The organism is Thermosynechococcus sp. PP555 (assembly GCF_031583225.1).
In the GTDB taxonomy this organism is placed as follows: Bacteria; Cyanobacteriota; Cyanobacteriia; order Thermosynechococcales; family Thermosynechococcaceae; genus Thermosynechococcus.
This window is the reverse complement of sequence record NZ_CP134168.1, coordinates 2,318,050-2,336,118: the sequence shown is the minus strand read 5'-3', so window position 1 is coordinate 2,336,118 and position 18,069 is coordinate 2,318,050. Positions and strand designations below refer to the sequence as shown.

Annotated in this window: 18 protein-coding genes; 8 read left to right on the top strand and 10 right to left on the bottom strand. The window is 51.8% G+C overall.

Going from position 1 to position 18,069, the window contains the following annotated elements:
* From RHH27_RS11485 to RHH27_RS11475, 3 genes are all read left to right on the top strand, one after another.
* Positions 1-954 (top strand): Rpn family recombination-promoting nuclease/putative transposase, encoded by a 954-nt coding sequence (locus RHH27_RS11485; RefSeq protein ID WP_206200239.1) that lies wholly within the window; start codon positions 1-3, stop codon positions 952-954.
* Positions 955-1,057: 103 nt separating this feature from the next.
* Positions 1,058-2,338, top strand: a complete 1,281-nt coding sequence (locus tag RHH27_RS11480) for a glutamyl-tRNA reductase (protein WP_206200238.1) — start codon at positions 1,058-1,060, stop codon at positions 2,336-2,338.
* Between the two features lie 5 nt (positions 2,339-2,343).
* The gene (locus RHH27_RS11475; RefSeq protein ID WP_302678334.1) at positions 2,344-2,718 is read left to right on the top strand and encodes a YraN family protein; all 375 of its coding nucleotides are present in this window, start codon (positions 2,344-2,346) and stop codon (positions 2,716-2,718) included.
* A gap of 5 nt (positions 2,719-2,723) precedes the next feature.
* On the opposite strand, the gene RHH27_RS11470 is transcribed toward RHH27_RS11475, so the two are convergent.
* The 5 genes from RHH27_RS11470 to queC form a co-directional block, all read right to left on the bottom strand.
* Positions 2,724-4,151 carry a mechanosensitive ion channel domain-containing protein gene (locus RHH27_RS11470; RefSeq protein ID WP_302678333.1) on the bottom strand — a complete coding sequence of 476 codons (1,428 nt, stop codon included), beginning with the start codon at positions 4,149-4,151 and terminating at the stop codon, positions 2,724-2,726.
* Positions 4,152-4,276: 125 nt separating this feature from the next.
* Entirely contained in the window at positions 4,277-4,519 is a 243-nt protein-coding gene (locus tag RHH27_RS11465) for a TMEM165/GDT1 family protein (RefSeq protein ID WP_302677533.1), read from the bottom strand.
* Between the two features lie 67 nt (positions 4,520-4,586).
* Positions 4,587-4,751 (bottom strand): hypothetical protein, encoded by a 165-nt coding sequence (locus RHH27_RS11460; RefSeq protein ID WP_011057571.1) that lies wholly within the window; start codon positions 4,749-4,751, stop codon positions 4,587-4,589.
* A gap of 205 nt (positions 4,752-4,956) precedes the next feature.
* A complete protein-coding gene (gene dnaK, locus RHH27_RS11455) occupies positions 4,957-6,873 on the bottom strand; it encodes a molecular chaperone DnaK (protein WP_206200234.1) in 1,917 nt (638 codons plus the stop codon).
* A gap of 125 nt (positions 6,874-6,998) precedes the next feature.
* On the bottom strand, positions 6,999-7,700 hold the full coding sequence (gene queC / locus RHH27_RS11450) for a 7-cyano-7-deazaguanine synthase QueC (RefSeq protein ID WP_302678332.1): 702 nt from the start codon (positions 7,698-7,700) through the stop codon (positions 6,999-7,001).
* Between the two features lie 143 nt (positions 7,701-7,843).
* Here queC and RHH27_RS11445 point away from each other — a divergent pair, with 143 nt between their 5' ends.
* The 3 genes from RHH27_RS11445 to RHH27_RS11435 are packed head-to-tail and all read left to right on the top strand — an operon-like array spanning position 7,844 to position 9,965.
* Entirely contained in the window at positions 7,844-8,878 is a 1,035-nt protein-coding gene (locus tag RHH27_RS11445) for a Gfo/Idh/MocA family protein (protein WP_149819497.1), read from the top strand.
* Positions 8,879-8,938: 60 nt separating this feature from the next.
* The gene (locus tag RHH27_RS11440) at positions 8,939-9,376 is read left to right on the top strand and encodes a hypothetical protein (protein WP_225901575.1); all 438 of its coding nucleotides are present in this window, start codon (positions 8,939-8,941) and stop codon (positions 9,374-9,376) included.
* A 10-nt stretch (positions 9,377-9,386) separates the two neighbouring features.
* On the top strand, positions 9,387-9,965 hold the full coding sequence (locus RHH27_RS11435) for a 4'-phosphopantetheinyl transferase superfamily protein (RefSeq protein ID WP_302678331.1): 579 nt from the start codon (positions 9,387-9,389) through the stop codon (positions 9,963-9,965).
* Positions 9,966-10,019: 54 nt separating this feature from the next.
* On the opposite strand, the gene ribBA is transcribed toward RHH27_RS11435, so the two are convergent.
* Positions 10,020-11,663 carry a bifunctional 3,4-dihydroxy-2-butanone-4-phosphate synthase/GTP cyclohydrolase II gene (gene ribBA / locus RHH27_RS11430; protein ID WP_225901720.1) on the bottom strand — a complete coding sequence of 548 codons (1,644 nt, stop codon included), beginning with the start codon at positions 11,661-11,663 and terminating at the stop codon, positions 10,020-10,022.
* Positions 11,664-11,895: 232 nt separating this feature from the next.
* Between ribBA and RHH27_RS11425 the strand changes: the two genes are divergently transcribed.
* Positions 11,896-12,876, top strand: coding sequence for a methyltransferase domain-containing protein (locus RHH27_RS11425; RefSeq protein WP_302678330.1), 981 nt, complete (start codon positions 11,896-11,898; stop codon positions 12,874-12,876).
* Here RHH27_RS11425 and RHH27_RS11420 read toward each other — a convergent pair.
* Positions 12,845-13,489 carry a YqiA/YcfP family alpha/beta fold hydrolase gene (locus tag RHH27_RS11420; RefSeq protein WP_302678329.1) on the bottom strand — a complete coding sequence of 215 codons (645 nt, stop codon included), beginning with the start codon at positions 13,487-13,489 and terminating at the stop codon, positions 12,845-12,847. The genes RHH27_RS11425 and RHH27_RS11420 overlap by 32 nt on opposite strands.
* 380 nt (positions 13,490-13,869) lie before the next feature.
* On the opposite strand from RHH27_RS11420, the gene RHH27_RS11415 reads away from it, so the two are divergent.
* On the top strand, positions 13,870-14,289 hold the full coding sequence (locus RHH27_RS11415; protein ID WP_149819488.1) for a photosystem I reaction center subunit II PsaD: 420 nt from the start codon (positions 13,870-13,872) through the stop codon (positions 14,287-14,289).
* A gap of 30 nt (positions 14,290-14,319) precedes the next feature.
* On the opposite strand, the gene RHH27_RS11410 is transcribed toward RHH27_RS11415, so the two are convergent.
* The 3 genes from RHH27_RS11410 to RHH27_RS11400 form a co-directional block, all read right to left on the bottom strand.
* Positions 14,320-15,408, bottom strand: coding sequence for a patatin-like phospholipase family protein (locus RHH27_RS11410; RefSeq protein ID WP_302678328.1), 1,089 nt, complete (start codon positions 15,406-15,408; stop codon positions 14,320-14,322).
* 2 nt (positions 15,409-15,410) lie between these two features.
* The gene (locus RHH27_RS11405; RefSeq protein ID WP_302678327.1) at positions 15,411-16,352 is read right to left on the bottom strand and encodes a diguanylate cyclase regulator RdcB family protein; all 942 of its coding nucleotides are present in this window, start codon (positions 16,350-16,352) and stop codon (positions 15,411-15,413) included.
* A 160-nt stretch (positions 16,353-16,512) separates the two neighbouring features.
* Entirely contained in the window at positions 16,513-18,009 is a 1,497-nt protein-coding gene (locus RHH27_RS11400) for a dynamin family protein (protein WP_302678326.1), read from the bottom strand.
* Positions 18,010-18,069: the final 60 nt, after the last annotated feature.

Here is an 18,069-nt window from a genome sequence, read left to right as displayed (position 1 = left end):
ATGCGCCGTGACTCCCTCTTTTACCAACTGTTTGCCCAGCTGCCCCAGACACTGTTTGACCTTTTGGGAATCAATCCCCCGCAGGGCTACCGCTTTGACTCTGTGGAGCTGAAGCAAACGGCCTTTCGCATTGATGGTGTCTTTCTGCCTCCTGACCCCTCAGGAACCGTCTATTTCTGTGAAGTTCAGTTTCAGCGCGATAACACCCTCTACGAACGTCTCTTTGCTGAGATTTTTCTCTATCTGCGCCTGTACCGCCAAACTTTCTCTGATTGGCAAGCGGTGGTCATTTATCCCCATCGCCAAGCCGAACAAGTTTCCTTTGAACCCTATGACGTGTTGGTCAAGAGCGATCGCCTGCGGCGGGTGTATTTGAATGAACTGGGGTCACCAGCGGAATTGCCCTTGAGCCTTGCCCTGATGCAGTTGATGGTGGTACCAGAGGCAGAGATGCCCAGAGTCGCTCGATTACTTGCCCAGCGCAGCCAGACCGAAAGAGCGCCAAACTTGGAAGCCATAATAGAGTTAATCACTACCATTGTGCTGTACAAGTTCACCAAGCTGAGTCGGGAGGAGGTGCTGCGCATGCTGGGGTTTACGACGGAGGAGCTGAAGCGGACACGGTTTTACCAAGAGGTCTATGCCGAGGCACAAGAGGAAGGGTTACAACGGGGCTTACGGCAGGGATTGGAGCAAGGATTACAGCAAGGACTGCAACAGGGATTGCAACAGGGATTGCAACAGGGATTGCAACAGGGATTGCAACAGGGATTACAGCAGGGAGAAGCACTGGTTGTTTTGCGCTTCCTCAGGCGACGGTTTGGGGATTTACCGGCTGACCTTGAAGCAGCAATTCGCCAACTCCCATCCACCCAGATTGAGACTTTGGCAGAGGCACTCCTTGACTTTGCGACCCTGGAAGACCTGAGGGACTGGCTCAGGAATCTCGGTTAGGGAGAATCCTCCTTTAGTAAAGACTTGCAAACAAGCGTGAAGGAGGCTCAAGAATCCTGATACAACAATTGATGGAGTTGCAGCCGAACGTCAACCGATTCCTATGAATATTGCTGTCATTGGCTTGAGTCACAAAACCGCCCCTGTGGATGTGCGCGAAAAATTGAGTGTGCCAGAGGATGTGCGGGAGCGGGCACTGCAACATCTATGCGGCTACGCCCATATTCAGGAAGCGACCATCCTTAGCACCTGTAACCGCTTAGAAATTTACATTGTTACTAGTGACACTGAGGTGGGCGTGCGGGAAGTGCATCAGTTTCTCAGTGAGTGGAGTCATATTCCCCTGCCCCAACTGCGTCCCTACCTCTTTATCCTGCTGCATCAGGATGCGGTGATGCACCTCATGCGGGTGGCTTCGGGTCTGGATAGCTTGGTGATTGGCGAGGGGCAAATTCTCTCCCAAGTGAAGCGCTGTCATCAGTTAGGGCAGCAGTACAAGTCCATTGGGTCTATTCTCAATCGCCTCTTTACGGGGGCGATCGCGGCCGGTAAACGGGTACGCACAGAAACCAGCATTGGGACGGGGGCGGTCTCCATTAGCTCAGCGGCGGTGGAACTCGCCGACCTGCGGTTGCAAAATCTCCAGAACTGCCGCATTGCCATTGTCGGTGCGGGCAAAATGTCCCGCTTGGTGGTGCAACACCTGATTGCCCGAGGGGTGAAAGAAATGAGCATTATCAACCGCTCCTTGGAACGGGCACAGGAACTGGCGCAGCAGTTTCCCGAAGTACGCTTTGAACTCTTTACGATGACAGATCTACTGCCGATTGTGGCAGCAATGGATTTGGTCTTTACGGGTACAGCAGCGACACAACCCCTCTTGGATCGCGAGAATTTAGGGTCGGTGCTCACGGGCGATCGCCCCCTATCAATCATTGATATTTCCGTGCCCCGCAATGTCCATGCCAACGTGACGGAATTGGCCTCCGTACAACTGTTTAATGTGGATGATCTCGAAGCAGTCGTCGCCCAAAACCAAGAGGCGCGACGCCAATTGGCTCAAGAGGCCGAGGGTATCCTTGAGGAAGAATTAGAGACCTTTTTGGCTTGGTGGCACGCCCTAGAAACGATTCCCACCATCCGCAGTCTGCGCCAAAAAATGGAAGCGATCCGTACCCAAGAGCTGGAAAAAGCCCTCTCCCGCTTAGGCAGTGAGTTTGGTGAGAAACATCAAGGGGTCATTGAAGCAATGACGCGCACAATTATTAACAAGATTCTCCATGATCCAACGGTGCAACTGCAATCACAGCGGGATTTAGAAAGTCGTCAACGCGCTATGCAGACCCTCCAAGACTTGTTTAATCTCGAACCCATTGAAGCCTAGGGCCTATGCGCCACGTGGGCGATCGCGGTGAGGCAGTGGTCGCCGCATGGCTACAGGCTCAGCAGTGTCAAATTTTGGCTCAGAACTGGTCTTGCCCTTGGGGTGAGCTGGATATTGTTGCCTGTGATCCGCGGGGGGTGGTGCGCTTTGTCGAAGTGAAAACCCGCCGTTCCCGCAACTGGGATTGTGATGGCCTCGGTGCGATTTCCCCTAGCAAGCAACGCAAACTCATTTTGGCCGCCCAAGCCTTCCTAGAACGTCAGCCCCAGTGGCAGGATCATCCCTGTCGTTTCGATGTGGCCTTGGTGCGATACCAAGCAGGTACCTATCGGCTGCATCAATACTTGGAGCACGCATTTACGCTGGACGCCACCGATTGAGCACTTTACCAACTCAGCAGTTTTTGCAGGCGATCGCGAATCCAGTTAATCGGACGACTTTGATCCGACTCTTGGCGACTCAGTTGCTGAAGGTCCTGTTGATGTTGCGCCAGCACATCCTGACGGCGGGCGATCGCCACGGCAATATCATCAGCAAGGGAAGGATGTTCTTTTAGCAACTGTTCAAATCCCTCCCGTGGTAGGACAAACAAGACCGTATCCGTCATTGCCATCATCGTTGTTGGGCAGGCCACCCCCAGCATTAGTGGTAGCTCGCCAAAGTGCTCCCCCGGATTAAACGTCATCATTGGCTTGAGTTCACCATTCTCCTCATAGACCGCCGCCATCTGCCCCTGCAATACGATGTAGAAGTTACTGATTGCCTCCTGAGCACGGAACAAAATTTCCTTCGCTGCCAAGTGCTTGCGGTAGCCCGATTCGATGAGAAAGCGTAATTGCAAGTCATTCATGCACTGAAAATAGCTCACCTGCTGAAGCAGCGACTTTAAGGAGGGCGTTGCCGGTGCCAAGGGCATGCCTACCGTTTCGGCTGGCTCATTGAGGGGAGAGAGCGCTGGCGCATTGCGGATCCAGATGTCCCGTTGCGGGAAAGGAATCGAGATATTATGCTGCCGAAAGTAATAATCAATCTTGAAATTGAGACTGCTCTTGATGAACACTCGCCGCTCAATGGCATCCGTCCATACCCAGAGTTCAAACTTAAGGGCAGAATCGCCAAATTCACGGAAAATCACCCGAGGGGCTGGCTCCCTGAGGACATCTGGTTCAGAATGCGCAATATTGAGCAAGACTTCCGTCACCAAAACTGGATCTGTCCCATAGGCCACCCCAATGGCAATATCAATACGACCGCGATGGGTTTCGTAGTACCAATTCAGCACCGGACTATCGGCAAGGTAGGTATTGGGCACCACCACATTTGAACCGTTAAAGGTTTGAATCACCGTGGCTCGCATCGAGACTTCCTGAACGTAGCCGCTGATGTTTTCAATTTCCACAAAGTCGCCGACACGCACTTTGCGCTCAATCAGGAGCGTCAGGCCACTGATGAGATTGCGGGTGACATCCTGCAAACCAAAACCAATCCCCACCCCCAAGCCACCAATAATCACCGCTAGGGAATCGAGATTAATCCCCACTGCTTGCAAAACAATAATGTAGCCCAGTGCTCCCCCGGCACCACTCATCACAGTGGAAATGGCCTCACGGTTGCCTAAATCCAAACCAAGGCGGGGTAGGAGTTGATTTTTCAGCACCCCCTTGAAAAAGCGCGCCAAAATGGCAACGAGGATGAGCAACAGCACCACTTGAAACAGCCAACGCAGGGAAATCGTTTCCCGCCCAAGGCGAAACAACGGTGCATCGGCAATACTAACGAACGATGACCACAGTTCAATGACTTGGGATGGCATTCTCCACAGTCTCCTCAGGGGTTCACCAACTTAGACAGTGCCTAAGCTAACCCCCTCACTTTAGCAGGGGGCGATCGTCAACTGAAGGAACTTTCTCGCGCCATTAAGTGGCGATATTTTGGTCATCAAAGGCTTGGGTGCAGCATATCCCACAATAGCCAAAGGGCGATCGCCAAGAGACTACCACCCGTCAGCGTTTGTAATCGCTGTTCCGAGAGGTACTGTGATAGCCAGCGACCAATCAATACCCCAATCAAACTAGTGGTTACTAAGGCCAAAGCTGCTCCCAAAAACACCAACCAAGGGGAGGCAGCGCGGGCAGCCATGAAAAATACAGCAATTTGAGTTTTATCGGCAAATTCAGCCAAAAAAACGGTTAAAAACGCAACCCCGAACTCTCGCCATGGCAACGCGCGCTTAATCACCGACTGCCCTCTAGGCGTCCGTCATTTCCTCAACCGTCTCGGTGGTTTTCGTCTCTGGGCGATTCTCCGTATTTAGGCGGCGGCTGTAGCGACCCGAAGAACGCTTGCGAAACTTGCGAGCATAGGCTTGGTTACGAAGAGCTTTTTCTTTCTTGGGATTGCGGCGTTTGGCCATGCTTACCTCAATGGTGGGGTGGTCTCAGCACTCAACAAAAATTAAGGACAGAAACTTTATTCTATCGGAATTTTTCCCCTAGCACAAGAAGCCTGTGATCGAAAAAACTGTGACTATACCCCCTCACAAAAATGAGAAACCCCCTAAGCTTTCACCTAGGGGGAGGAGGAGTCTTGTTCTGGCAGAAAGTTGCGAATTTAAGGGACTACTTGGTTTCCGAAAACTCAGCGTCAATCACTTCGTCACCACCACCACTGCTACCGCTGCTGCTGGAGCCAGTTCCATCACTGGACTGCGCACTTTGATAAACACTGGAGCCGACGCTGTAGAGGGTTTGTTGCAGATCCTGCATCAGCGATTTCACCCGTTCAAAATTAATGGATTCAATGGGTTTCTTCTCGGCTTCAGTGCCGATTTCCGAGCGCAGGTTAGCAATGAGGGCGGTGAGGCGGTCTTTATCGCTGGTGGAGACTTTGTCAGCCAATTCGGATAGTTGTTTCTCCGCTTGGTAGCAGAGTTGTTCCGCTTGGTTTTTGGTCTCGATTTTCTCGCGTTTGGCTTTATCAGCAGCGGCATTCATTTCCGCTTCGCGCACCATGCGTTCTACTTCATCCTTAGGCAGCGTTGAGGCGCCGGTGATGCTAATGGACTGCTGTTTGCCGGTGCCTTTGTCGCGAGCGGTGACGTTGAGAATACCGTTGGCATCAATATCAAACGTGACTTCGATTTGGGGCACACCGCGGGGTGCCGGCGGAATGCCATCCAAACGGAAGGTGCCGAGGCTCTTGTTATCGGCGGCCATTTCCCGCTCCCCTTGCAGGACGTGGATCTCCACATTGGTTTGACCATCAACCGCAGTAGAGAAGACCTCGGATTTTTTCGTCGGGATCGTGGTGTTGCGGGGAATAATTTTTGTCATCACGCCGCCAAGGGTTTCCACCCCCAAAGACAGCGGTGTGACATCAAGGAGAAGAATGTCTTTCACTTCCCCTGCCAGCACCCCAGCTTGAATAGCGGCACCCACCGCCACGACTTCATCGGGGTTCACAGTCTGGTTGGGGTCTTTGCCCAATAGCCGTTTGACCAGCTCTTGGATGGCAGGAATGCGGGTAGAGCCACCCACCAGTACCACTTCGTCAATTTGATCTTTGCTGAGTTTGGCATCCCTGAGGGCTTGCTCAACGGGTACGCGACAACGGTCAATGAGGTCAGAGCAGAGTTCCTCAAATTTGGCGCGGGTGAGCGTCATGTCGAGGTGCTTAGGCCCATCCTGCGTTGCAGTAATGAAGGGCAGGTTAATTTCCGTTTGCATGACGCTGGAAAGTTCAATCTTGGCTTTTTCTGCCGCTTCTGTCAGCCGTTGCAGCGCCTGTTTGTCTTTGCGCAGGTCAATGCCTTCTTGGGCACGGAAGGATTCAGCCAAGTAGTCCACAATTTTCTTGTCAAAGTCGTCACCACCAAGGTGGGTGTCCCCGGAGGTGGCGAGCACTTCAAAAACGCCATCACCGACTTCAAGGATGGACACGTCAAAGGTACCACCGCCAAGGTCAAAGACAAGGATGGTTTCATTGGCTTTTTTATCTAGGCCATAGGCCAAGGAAGCGGCGGTGGGTTCGTTGATGATCCGCAGCACTTCAAGACCGGCAATTTTGCCAGCATCTTTGGTGGCTTGGCGCTGCGAGTCGTTGAAGTAGGCGGGCACAGTAATCACCGCTTGGGTGACTTCCTCGCCAAGGTATTTGCTAGCATCCTCTTTTAGTTTGCGCAGGACTTGAGCAGAAATTTCTTCGGGGGCAAACTGTTTGCCAAGGGCGGGGCAATCCAGCTTGACGTTGCCATTGACGTTCAAAACTTTGTAGGAGACCTCGGTGGCTTCGTGGGTCACCTCATCAAAGCGACGGCCAATAAAGCGCTTCACAGAATAGAAAGTATTTTCGGGGTTCATCACTGCTTGCCGTTTGGCAATTTGACCCACGAGGCGATCGCCATTTTTGGTGTAGGCAACAACGGAGGGCGTTGTCCGAAACCCTTCAGCATTGGCAATAACCGTGGGCTTGCCCCCTTCCATGACGGCCACACAGGAGTTGGTGGTCCCCAGATCAATTCCGACAACTTTTGCCATAGCGACGAAAACTCCCTTTGCAGGCTAACTTCGATGCGGGGCACAGCACCCATATTGGGCTTAACCCTCTCTCCTTCCTATAGTGCGATCGCTCCCGCTCTCTGCAAAAGGGGGATTTACCGAACCTACACAGGGTGGTCAGCCGCGTAGGGCAAAGGATCCACAAGCCCTAATTCGGCAAAGGCCGCTAAACGCAATCGACAGGCATCGCAGCGACCACAGGCCTGTTGGCCATCGCTGTAACAGGACCATGTTTTTCCCCAAGGAACGCCGTACTCATTCCCCAGACGAATGATGTCTTTTTTGTGGAGTTCAATGAGGGGGGTGACAATTTCAATGGGCTGGCCTTCACGCCCCTGCTTGGTACCCAAGCGATAGACCTCCTGCATTGCAGCAATATAATCAGGCCGACAGTCGGGATAGCCAGAGTAATCGAGGGCATTGACGCCAATATGAACCGTTTGCGCCCCTAGGGCTTCGGCATAGGCAAGGGCAACACTCAAGAAAATCGTATTGCGGGCGGGGACATAGGTAATGGGAATCTCTTGGCTCATGGTAGCCAGATCGCGATCGCGAGGCAAGTCAATCGTTAAATCAGTCAAGGCAGAGCCGCCCCACAACTGCAAATTCAAGGAGACCATTTGATGCTGAATCACGCCGGCGGCGGTGGCAATGGCGATCGCGGCTTCTAATTCCCGCCGATGGCGCTGCCCATAGTCAAAGGAAAGGGCATAGCAAGCATAACCCAGTGCCTTGGCACGAAATAACACCGTGCTGGAGTCTAACCCCCCTGAGAGCAACACGACGGCCTTTGGTGTCGTCATCATAGCTGTCTATCAAAACCTTTACATTTGGCAATGCTGTGGTAGCATCTTTCTGAAAATGTTCATTCTGTGAGTTGCTACTTACGGCGGGCGATCGCCAACACCAAGCCTTTCCCCGGTTGCGTAGAGGAGTGAAATAACTAGACATGAGTTCTGCCGTCCGTCCCCAGCCCGAACCACTGCGCATTGGCGTTATCGGTGTTGGCAACATGGGTCAGCACCATACCCGTGTTTTGAGTTTACTCAAAGATGTCGAACTTGTGGGCATTTCTGACGTGAATCTGGAGCGGGGCATTGATACCGCTAGCAAATATCGGGTGAAATTTTTTGAAAACTATGTGGATTTACTGCCCCACGTTGAGGCGGTGTGTATTGCCGTGCCCACCCGTCTCCACCATGAAGTGGGCATTACCTGCTTGCGCCACGGGGTACATGTCTTGGTGGAAAAACCGATTGCCGCCAGTATTAGCGAAGCAGAATCGCTCGTCAACGCAGCAGCGGAGTGCCAGTGCATCCTCCAAGTCGGACATATTGAGCGCTTTAACCCTGCATTTCAAGAACTGAGCAAAGTTCTGCGCACTGAGGAAATCCTTGCCCTTGAAGCCGATCGCATGAGTCCCTACTCCGATCGCGCTAATGATGTCTCAGTGGTTCTCGACTTAATGATCCACGATATTGACTTGCTATTGGAACTCACCAATTCCCCTGTGGTGCGCCTAACGGCCGCCGGCAGTCGCTCTGCCAACTCTGGGTATCTGGACTACGTGACCGCCACATTGGGCTTTGCCAACGGCATTATTGCCACCCTCACGGCCAGTAAAGTCACCCACCGCAAACAACGACGCATTGCTGCCCACTGCAAAAATTCCCTCACGGAGGCCGATTTCCTGAAAAACGAGATTCTCATTCACCGCAAAACCACCGCATCGTGCAGTGCCGATCATGGCCAAGTTCTCTACCGCCAAGACGGTCTCATTGAGAAGGTCTATACAAGCAATATTGAACCCCTCCATGCTGAATTGGAGCACTTCGTCAACTGTGTTCGTGGTGGTCAACCTCCCTCGGTGGGTGGGGAGCAGGCACTCAAAGCGTTGCGCTTGGCCAGTCTCATTGAGCAGTTAGCCCTTGATGGCCACAGTTGGGGACAGTTGGATGCTTCCTTGGCGGCACTGATTCGTTAGCACGCATCGCCCTCGTTTCCTTGCGCTAGGGTAGTAAGTACAGCAGCGAGGGTTGTGTCAATGACGGATCTGGAAGGTTGTGCCTTTTTGGCAGCCCAAGCAAAGGTGAAGTCCTATCTCGCCTACTGGTTTCAGCTGGGCAAACGGCTGTGTATTTGGGGCGGAGCGCATACGGTGCTGCCGCAACCTGTCCTTCAGGGCGATCGCTACAGTCAAGCCTTTGAGGCCTGCTGGGTCTATGTGATCTCTGGTCAGGCAGGAGACTGCTTTCTTGAGGACACGGCGGAGACGATTACGCAACTCTTGAGCGACTGTTGGGACATTACCCCCTGTGCCCGCTGCCAAATGCCTGTGCCTCTACCCTGTCATGGGTTACCCCCTGTACACTGTCCCTGTGCCAGTCTGCCCAATTGGCCGAATTTTGAGTTACCGCTGCCCCGTAGCCCCATTAATCCCCGCACTCACCTATTGTCACTAAAAAAACGCCTCAGTCTTTAATGTGTGGGATTTGCCCCTACCCCCGATTGTTGCCCCTCAATGGCAGGCGCCACACGACAATCTCACCTTGTATTCCCATGCGCTGCATCTTTGGTGGTTAACGCTTCCCCCTGATGTGCCCCGTGAGGTTACCCTGCGCGCCTATTTACGACGCTATCAGCCGAATCTTGGCGAGAAGCCTCTACCGCGTACCGCTGGGGGTAAGCCCTATTTGGATGCTTTGGAATTTAACTGGAGCCATAGTGGTAACTTAGCGGTGTTGGCCGTGAGTGGCCGGGCGGCTGTAGGGGTAGATGTAGAAATATTGCGCCCCTGTCCTCAGCGTTCAGCCATTAGTCGGCGGTTTTTTGGGGCGGCTCTGCAACAAAGGATATTAGAGGGGAGCGATCGCTCGTTTCTACAGGCTTGGACATACTATGAAGCGTGGCTCAAGGCTCAGGGGATCGGGGTATGGCAGCGGACGGCGGCTCAGCCTTTAGAACATTGGGCAGTCAGTTTCCCCGTGGGCGATCGCGCCATTGCCAGTGTTGTTGTGCTAACGCCAACGCCGCTCCAGTGTGTCTTTTTTTGGCCAGAAGTAGTGGGATAAATGAATGTTCACACTTGAAAACGACGTAGATGCTCCAAGATATTCATCGACGCTTTAACCTGCTACTGCTGACCATGAATAGATGAGATGAGGTTGCCACTCACTGGGGGGCTGTTGGGTGTAGGCTTGGCGATCGAGATCCATCGGTAGGTTGAGCATTGGATCGCTGCCGGTGGCCACGAGAAACTCAAATCCCTTCAGGGTTGGCCATTGGCAAAATTGCCGCAGCAGGGTTTGCACCGCCAAGACATAGGGATGTTCTGGCTGCTGATACCACTGGCGATCGGCCACATGGGGTTGGTCAAAGCCAAAGTGAACAATCAGGTCAGGATGTCCAAAGATGGCCTGCGCAACGGGCCGAGCTTCTTCGCGCACTAGCAAATGGACGCCTGCGGCCAGATGACGTATTTTTTCCAACCGCTCATAGCGATCGCCCGCATCTAATTGCGACTCCTGCCAGCGAAAGGCCACTGTGATCAGGTAAGTTTGTAGCAGTAGATGCCCCAGTTTCTCCGCCTTAGTCGTCAAGTAGGGGGTGTTGTAGGGCGTCGCTTCAATCAGCAGGGGCACCCGATCCACCACTTCGAGGCCATAGCCCTTGAGGCCAGCAATTTTACGGGGGTTATTGGTAATCAGGCGAATCTGCTTCACTCCCAAGTCATTGAGCATTTGGGCGCCAACGCCATAGTTACGCAAATCCGCTGGGAAGCCGAGGTGCTCATTAGCTTCCACGGTGTCCATTCCCAAATCTTGCAGGGAATAGGCACGTAGCTTGTTGACTAGGCCAATGCCACGACCCTCTTGGCGCAGATAAACCACCACACCGCGTCCTGCCGCGTTAATCATTTTCAGAGCCGCTTGCAGTTGCATCCGACAATCGCAGCGCAGTGAACCGAGGGCATCGCCCGTCAAACATTCAGAATGAACGCGCACCAGCACGGGTTGCTCGCTAAACGTGGCAGGATCTCCTTTGACAATGGCGACGTGCTCCGATTGATCGAGGGAATTGCGATAGCCATAGATTTGAAATTCACCGAACTCCGTCGGTAGCTTGGCCACAGCTTCGCGGCGGACAAAACGCTCATGCTGGAGACGATAGCTAATTAAGTCGGCAATGCTAATAATCTTCAGTTGGTGGGTGCGAGCATATTCAATGAGTTGGGGCAGCCGCGACATGGTGCCGTCGGGATTTTGAATCTCACAGATGACCCCCGCTGGGTAGAGACCTGCCAACCGTGTCAGATCGACGGCGGCTTCGGTATGGCCGGCTCGCTTGAGAACCCCCCCAGGGCGCGATCGCAGGGGAAAGACATGGCCGGGGCGACGTAAATCTTGAGGCTGGGTCGTCGGGTCAATGAGGGCTTGAATGGTGCGGGCACGGTCTTCGGCGGAAATGCCTGTGGTCACGCCCCAACGGGCACCGGCATCAACACTCACCGTAAAGGCAGTTTGGTTGCTATCGGTATTTGTTGTTACCATTAAGGGCAAATCCAATTCATCGAGGCGATCGCCCTCCATGGCGAGGCAAATCAATCCTCGGGCGTGAACCGCCATAAAGTTAATCATGGCTGGGGTCACACGCTCAGCGGCACCAATGAGATCCCCCTCATTCTCACGATTTTCATCATCCACCACGACGATAACTTCACCCCGCCGCAGGGCATCCAACGCAGATTCAATCGAGTCAAACACAGGCACATCCGCCAAGGCAGTTCCTTCCAGAATTTTTAAGGCTCCTTATTATTAAGTTACAGCCTTTTTCACGAGGATTGGGTGCCCGCAGCACTAGCAGGTAGGATTGCACCAACTTTTCAAGATAGTATTGAACAGCGTACGATCTCCCACGAAAACCCATCTGTGGCTCTTTCCCTTGTGGAAATGCTAAAAACCTCGTCATCATAGTGAAAGGTTTCACCAGCCAATCTGCTGCATGTCTCATCTATTGCTCATACTGGTTATCATTGTTGGCGCGTTAGTCCTCCTAGGGTTAGCGCTTTATCTCCTGTTTCCTCGCAAGTACGAGTCTGCCCGCTCTGTCGCCGAGTCCTATGACGACTGGACCAATGACGGCATTCTTGAATTTTACTGGGGTGAGCATATTCACCTTGGCCACTATGGTTCGCCCCCCCGTCGTAAGGACTTTCGCCAAGCAAAGGCAGATTTTGTCCATGAAATGGTGCGCTGGGCGGGTCTCGATCGCCTGCCGCCGGGGACAACGGTTTTGGATGTGGGCTGTGGCATTGGCGGGAGCAGTCGTATGCTAGCGCGTGACTATGGCTTTCACGTGACGGGAATTACAATCAGCCCTGAACAGGTACGGCGGGCGCGGGAACTCACTCCTGCGGATCTCAATGTGCAGTTTCAGGTGGATGACGCTCTAGCCTTGTCATTTCCAGATGCCAGCTTTGACGTGGTTTGGTCAATTGAGGCCGGCCCCCACATGCCCGATAAACAGCAGTTTGCTAAGGAATTACTCCGTGTCCTAAAGCCGGGGGGGATTCTTGTGGTTGCCGATTGGAACCAAAGGGACGATCGCCAGCACCCCTTGAACCTCTGGGAGCGGCTCATTATGCGGCAGCTCTTGGATCAATGGGCACACCCCGCCTTTGCCAGTATTGAAGGCTTTGCCGAAGCCCTTGCCGCAACGGGTTTAGTGGCTGGAGAGGTGATCACTGCTGACTGGACACAGGAAACGCTCCCCTCGTGGCTAGATTCAATTTGGCAGGGAATTGTGCGACCAGAGGGGCTGATTCGCTTTGGCCTACCGGGGCTAGTAAAATCTTTGCGGGAAGTACCCACCTTTCTGTTGATGCGGCTTGCCTTTGGCATGGGACTGTGCCGCTTTGGCATGTTTCGCGCCGTGCGAGCCGAAGTTCCCGCTATTGCTCTAAACTCAACTGCCGAGAAATAATCGGGTACATCATGCCCCAAATGGCCGGCTGTACATCCTTGAGAGCGTGATCACTGTCCAATTCCACCCGACTCACCCAAGGGCGGCCTTCACAGTAGCGACGACTGGCTTCGATGGGAATCACCTCATCCTGAAGACCATGGAAAATGAGGGTAGGCACAGGCCGCTGCAGCTGGCGATCGTCGTACTCTAGTAAATCCTTGGCAAAACCATAGCTAAGGGGGAGCAGGCGCTCTTGCGTGTAGTGATACACCTCCAGCACACCCGTTTCTTGCCAGCGGCGGTATTGATCGCCCAAGCGCGGCAGCCAATGGATCGCAAACTCAAAGGCAGGTGCCAGCAGAAACAGTTGCACCACTTGGGAATGCTTTTGCGCTAGCCAAGCAGCCGTCAGGCCACCAAAACTGGAGCCAATCAATGTGACGGGTTCCTCTGGGGCGAGCAGCGCTTCTACTTGGTCAATTTGACGACTTAAGGTCAAATGAAAAAAATCCCCCTGATTGAGATCAGGAATGAGTAGCGGTTGACCGAGTTCCGCAAAGCGATCGCGAAAATACTGAGCTTTACTTGAGCGCGGCGACGAGGCAAATCCATGGAGGTAGAGATATTGCATTGCTCAATAATCCCTTGTGAGGAGCGGACATATTTTTGTCGCACTTTGTCAATAATCTTAACAAATTAGCCCTTTAGCCATAGGTTGTTCAAGGGTGATCATTGAAAATAATTCAGAATGCTGATCAAACAGCTCAACAACAATTCCTTATTTTGAAGGAACTGTTACAGTTTCTCACAACTCGCATCAACACCGCGATTTCAATGCTACGATGCCGTTGAATCTGGCTACAGCCCTTTTCGCAAGGAGGGCAAACGCTCAAAACTGCGAAAGCCCCTATGGGAGAGGATTGCATCCCCTTTATGGTTCCCATATCCAAGAAAAGGGTTGTATCTGGCCGATCTTAAGAATGAAAACGTGAGAGATTGAGGATCGAACGCATGACAACACTCACTGGGCAACCCCCGCTCTATGGTGGCAGCACCGGCGGCCTCCTCAGCGCAGCGGACACCGAAGAGAAATACGCCATCACCTGGACAAGCCCCAAAGAGCAGGTTTTTGAAATGCCGACGGCTGGGGCTGCGGTTATGCGTGAAGGGGAAAATCTTGTTTACCTTGCCCGTAAGGAGCAGTGCCTTGCCCTAGCCGCTCAGCAACTGCGTCCCCGCAAAATCAATGACTACAAAATCTACCGCATTTTCCCCGATGGTGAAACGGTGTTGATCCATCCCAAGGATGGTGTTTTCCCTGAGAAGGTGAACCAAGGGCGTGAAGCCGTCAACTCAGTGCCCCGCTCCATTGGCCAAAATCCCAATCCTTCGCAACTGAAGTTCACCGGCAAGAAGCCCTACGATCCATAGGTCGGTGCTGAGCTATCTCCTGATGACCCCCTATGGATCAACCATGGGGGGTATTGATTTTAAAGCAACGTTGTGATTGAGCAGTGCTGCTGTAGAGGTTTTTAACTCATCGGGATTCAAGAGTGCTGCCGTAGAAGCCTTTAACTCCCCATGGGTTTGGCGCAGGGTTCTCAGGTTCTGCGCAAGGGTGAGGATCGGCTCAATGGCTGCCTTGGCATCGGCATACCCTTGTGCTTGCAGGGCGGCAATGCGATCGCTCCGGAAATCGAGCAAGCTTTCTAGACTCCCCAGTACAACCGTGTTTGAAGTATTCAGCACTGTCTGTGGTCGAATCTCAATGATTGTCAAATTAGGGAAGTCATAACGATTCCAGGGCACCCCATCCTCAAGGTGAATGACAATGGCATGGGTACAGCCCCGCTGCGCCAACGCTCCCAAGGGCACATTATCCTGAAGTGCCCCATCCACATAGGTTTGACCATTGACCTGTCGCTGCGGAAAGGCCAAAGGAACGGCCGCACTCGCCAGCAGCAAGTTCAATAACGTCTCTGGGTCATCCATATCCTGTGCCCGCAGCCACTCAGCTTTTGTGCCTGTCCAAACGCGACACATGTCAATCAATGTCATCAACAGGTTATAGCCCAGACCCGGAATTTGCAATGAGGGAAAAACCGTTACCCAAAGCTCCGTACCCCGTTTCAGTTGGTTGTAGTTTACATAGGAGTGCACAAGTTCTTCGATCGGGCGCGGGTCAAAGAAGGAATAGCATTTGGGGAGAATCCCCGTCACTGTCAAAAAAGTATTGATCCATCCCCCAAATTCAGGTAAGGCAGATTGGATGCCATAGCTGATGAGAATGCTGAGCCAGTTGGGGTTGGCGGAGATGATATTGGCGGCACCAATCTCACGCCAAATCTCCTCGAGCTTGCTCACACCCCGAGCCAATTGCTGGGGATAGCTGGCAATGATGGCGCCATTGAGGGCACCGATACTGGTACCTGCAATAATGTGCGGTTCAAATCCCTGTTCAGCGAGGTAGCGCAGTGCCCCCACTTGGTAAGCACCTTTGGCACCACCACCCGTGAGGACTAAACCAACTTTTGAACCAGTGTTTAGCATAATCACTCCTTGGATTTCAGAGACTGGAGGGAATGCAACGTTGCAGCGGCAGTTTCATGAACAATCCGCTGAATGACTTCTTTGGCATCTAGGGTATAAGGAGGGTGCTGAAGGACAAAGGAAGGCTGCTGTTGGCAGTATAGTGTTGACATATTGCGCAGCAAGGGATAGGAGTCTGAATAGCGGCAACTCGCCAGAATGTCGTAAACGATCTCTGTATCCTCTTGTGCTGTTGCTTGCCGAGTTACTTTTAGCAGCGTTGCGGTACTGAAGAAATGCTTGGGTAAGTAGTGCCGCTGGTGCGCCAAAATTTCATTCACCAGTAGGTCGCGATAATAAGTGACTTGTTGTTCAAGTTCTAGGTAGGCAATGGAACTGTTGTAGATTTCGCGGGCTAAAAATAGGATTTGGATAGCCCAAGGGAGATCGTGATAGCTTTGGCCACTTCGCCAGAGAGAGAAAATGCGATCGAAATCTTCCCGTGCCGTCACTCGCCGTTCAAGGGTAGCAATACGTTTCTCTTGCTCTTGAAACTTGCGATCGCAGGTCTCAATTAAACTATTCAATAAACTATTCAATGCCTGCGTGTTGTGATTAAGCCCCTCACGAGTTTCTCGAAGAGAGTGCTGCGTAGCTACAAGACATTCACGAGTTTCTCGGAGGGAGTGTTGGGTAGTGACAAGAGCATACTCAGTAAATTGCAGCTTTTCAATCAGTTCATTAGTAATGCTCAGTAATGCTTCCTGTCCTCGGGTCAAGTTTTGGGCAAGAAGGGTATCTTGCTGGTAAGTGCGACCTGTTAAACTATCCAGTAACCTACCCAAAAAACCTCGATTGGCGCGATACGCTATCAAAGACTGATTTGTGTGAATGCTGTTAGCTAAATCAATCAGTAGCTGATCATTGGCAAGAGGGATTCGCTCTTCAATGGCTAAGTAATTCATAAAATCTACAACGCAAAAAATTACTTTAATCGACTTAAATAAATCGGCATCATCAGCAGTCAGGGAGTACTGGGGGCTAGGTTAGCACAAAAGATAAAAAGTGTTGACACTGTAGGGTAAGGAAAGTCGAATCTGCAATAAAATTTAATAATTTGTCGGCTCAGTATTCACCTTCAATACTGCTGATCAGAACTTGCTCTACTCGGCTCGAATAAATTGAAATATCACACTTCACTTTTTGAGCATCCTCCTCGAGCTGCTCTAGTTGCTTCATCACTTCTTTTTCAACCTCAAGTATACCTAGGGTTGCTTGATAGCTTCTTTTTCGCAAATTAATGTCTTCAAGAAGCTTATGAATAAAGCCGTGAGTGATGTTTAGAGATTCCCTGATTACTTTCGGTGCAGCAATTTTAATGAGTTCACTAATCACTTTAGTGAAAAACTGATAAAATCCTGAGCGTTCATACCACTGCTTTCTAGCTTTCTTAGTAAACGCGTCTTTGTCAATCTCTTTTAAGTTTTGTTCCCAGTCATCCCTAAGAATTTCTCTTGCCAAGTCTTTGGCTTCAGGTCGAGTCCGCCAGTCTTCTCCTAAGCCATGCTGCTTCAGGAAACGAGCAGCACAATAGGCTCGTTGGGCAGATACCTCGAAAACATGAGAGCTAGGAATTCTAAATTCCTGCTGCACAAACTCCCGCACTTCTGCAGGAGTCATATCCCCTCTGCGTCGTTGATCAACTTTGTTTACGAGGGCATAGATATTTTCAGTTCCACCACGAATCTCAGCAATTGCCTGAACGGTTTCTTGAACACTTTTAGCCGCTTCAGTCTTGAGTTGGGTAAAGTCTAGGACAACCAAAATGAGACTACTACGCTCAAGTTGTTCAGCAAAAATATTCTTGATTTCTAAGTTCTCGCCTGCTTCGTTAGGACCTGGAGTGTCAATAATGACAAGGTTGCCCACTGTCGTATTGATGGGCTGATCCTCAAGGGTAAAGGGCGCGACCCTAATTTGAGGCAACTCCTGCATTCGTTTTATGACATTACAGTTGGGAACAAGTTCACTCGCTAAACGCACGATGTCATTCATGGGATGCAAGACTGTGCGGATATTTTCAACGCCTTTTATCTGTCGCTCGAATAGGAAGGGGTTGCTAATAATGTTGATTAGTGTGCGGGTCAAATGAGGATATCGCTCGCGCAATAGTTTCTCAACGCCTGTGCGATCTGTTTGACATTTCCAGTGAATATGATCAGCAGTCTCGCGAAATAAACTGACCAGCCCTTCGGGAACCATCAGAATAGGTTCAGCAATATTAGGGTCTAAAATGATTTCTGTTGCAGTAGCCGTCATTGCCGTGTTGCGAGCCGGTAGGAGGGGTTGACCGACGACTGCATTGATAATCGTAGACTTTCCTGCCTTCATCGGAGCGACCACGGCCATGCGTAGAGCCATTTCCTCAACGTTGGCGAGGGCTTGTCGAATCGCTAGTGTACCTGAAAATTCTGTGCCTGTTGCTTTATGAAGGTTGTTGTAGCGTTCAACAATGTCAACGGCTTGTTTCAGCAAATGAATGACATCTTGGCGCAAGTTTTCTAGTAGGGTCTCACTTGCCTGAATGTCTTGGGGAATGCCGGGGGGGATAGCTGTAGCCATATCATCAGCAGTCAGGAAATACTGGGGGCTAGGTTAGCACAAAAGATAAAAAGTGTTGAC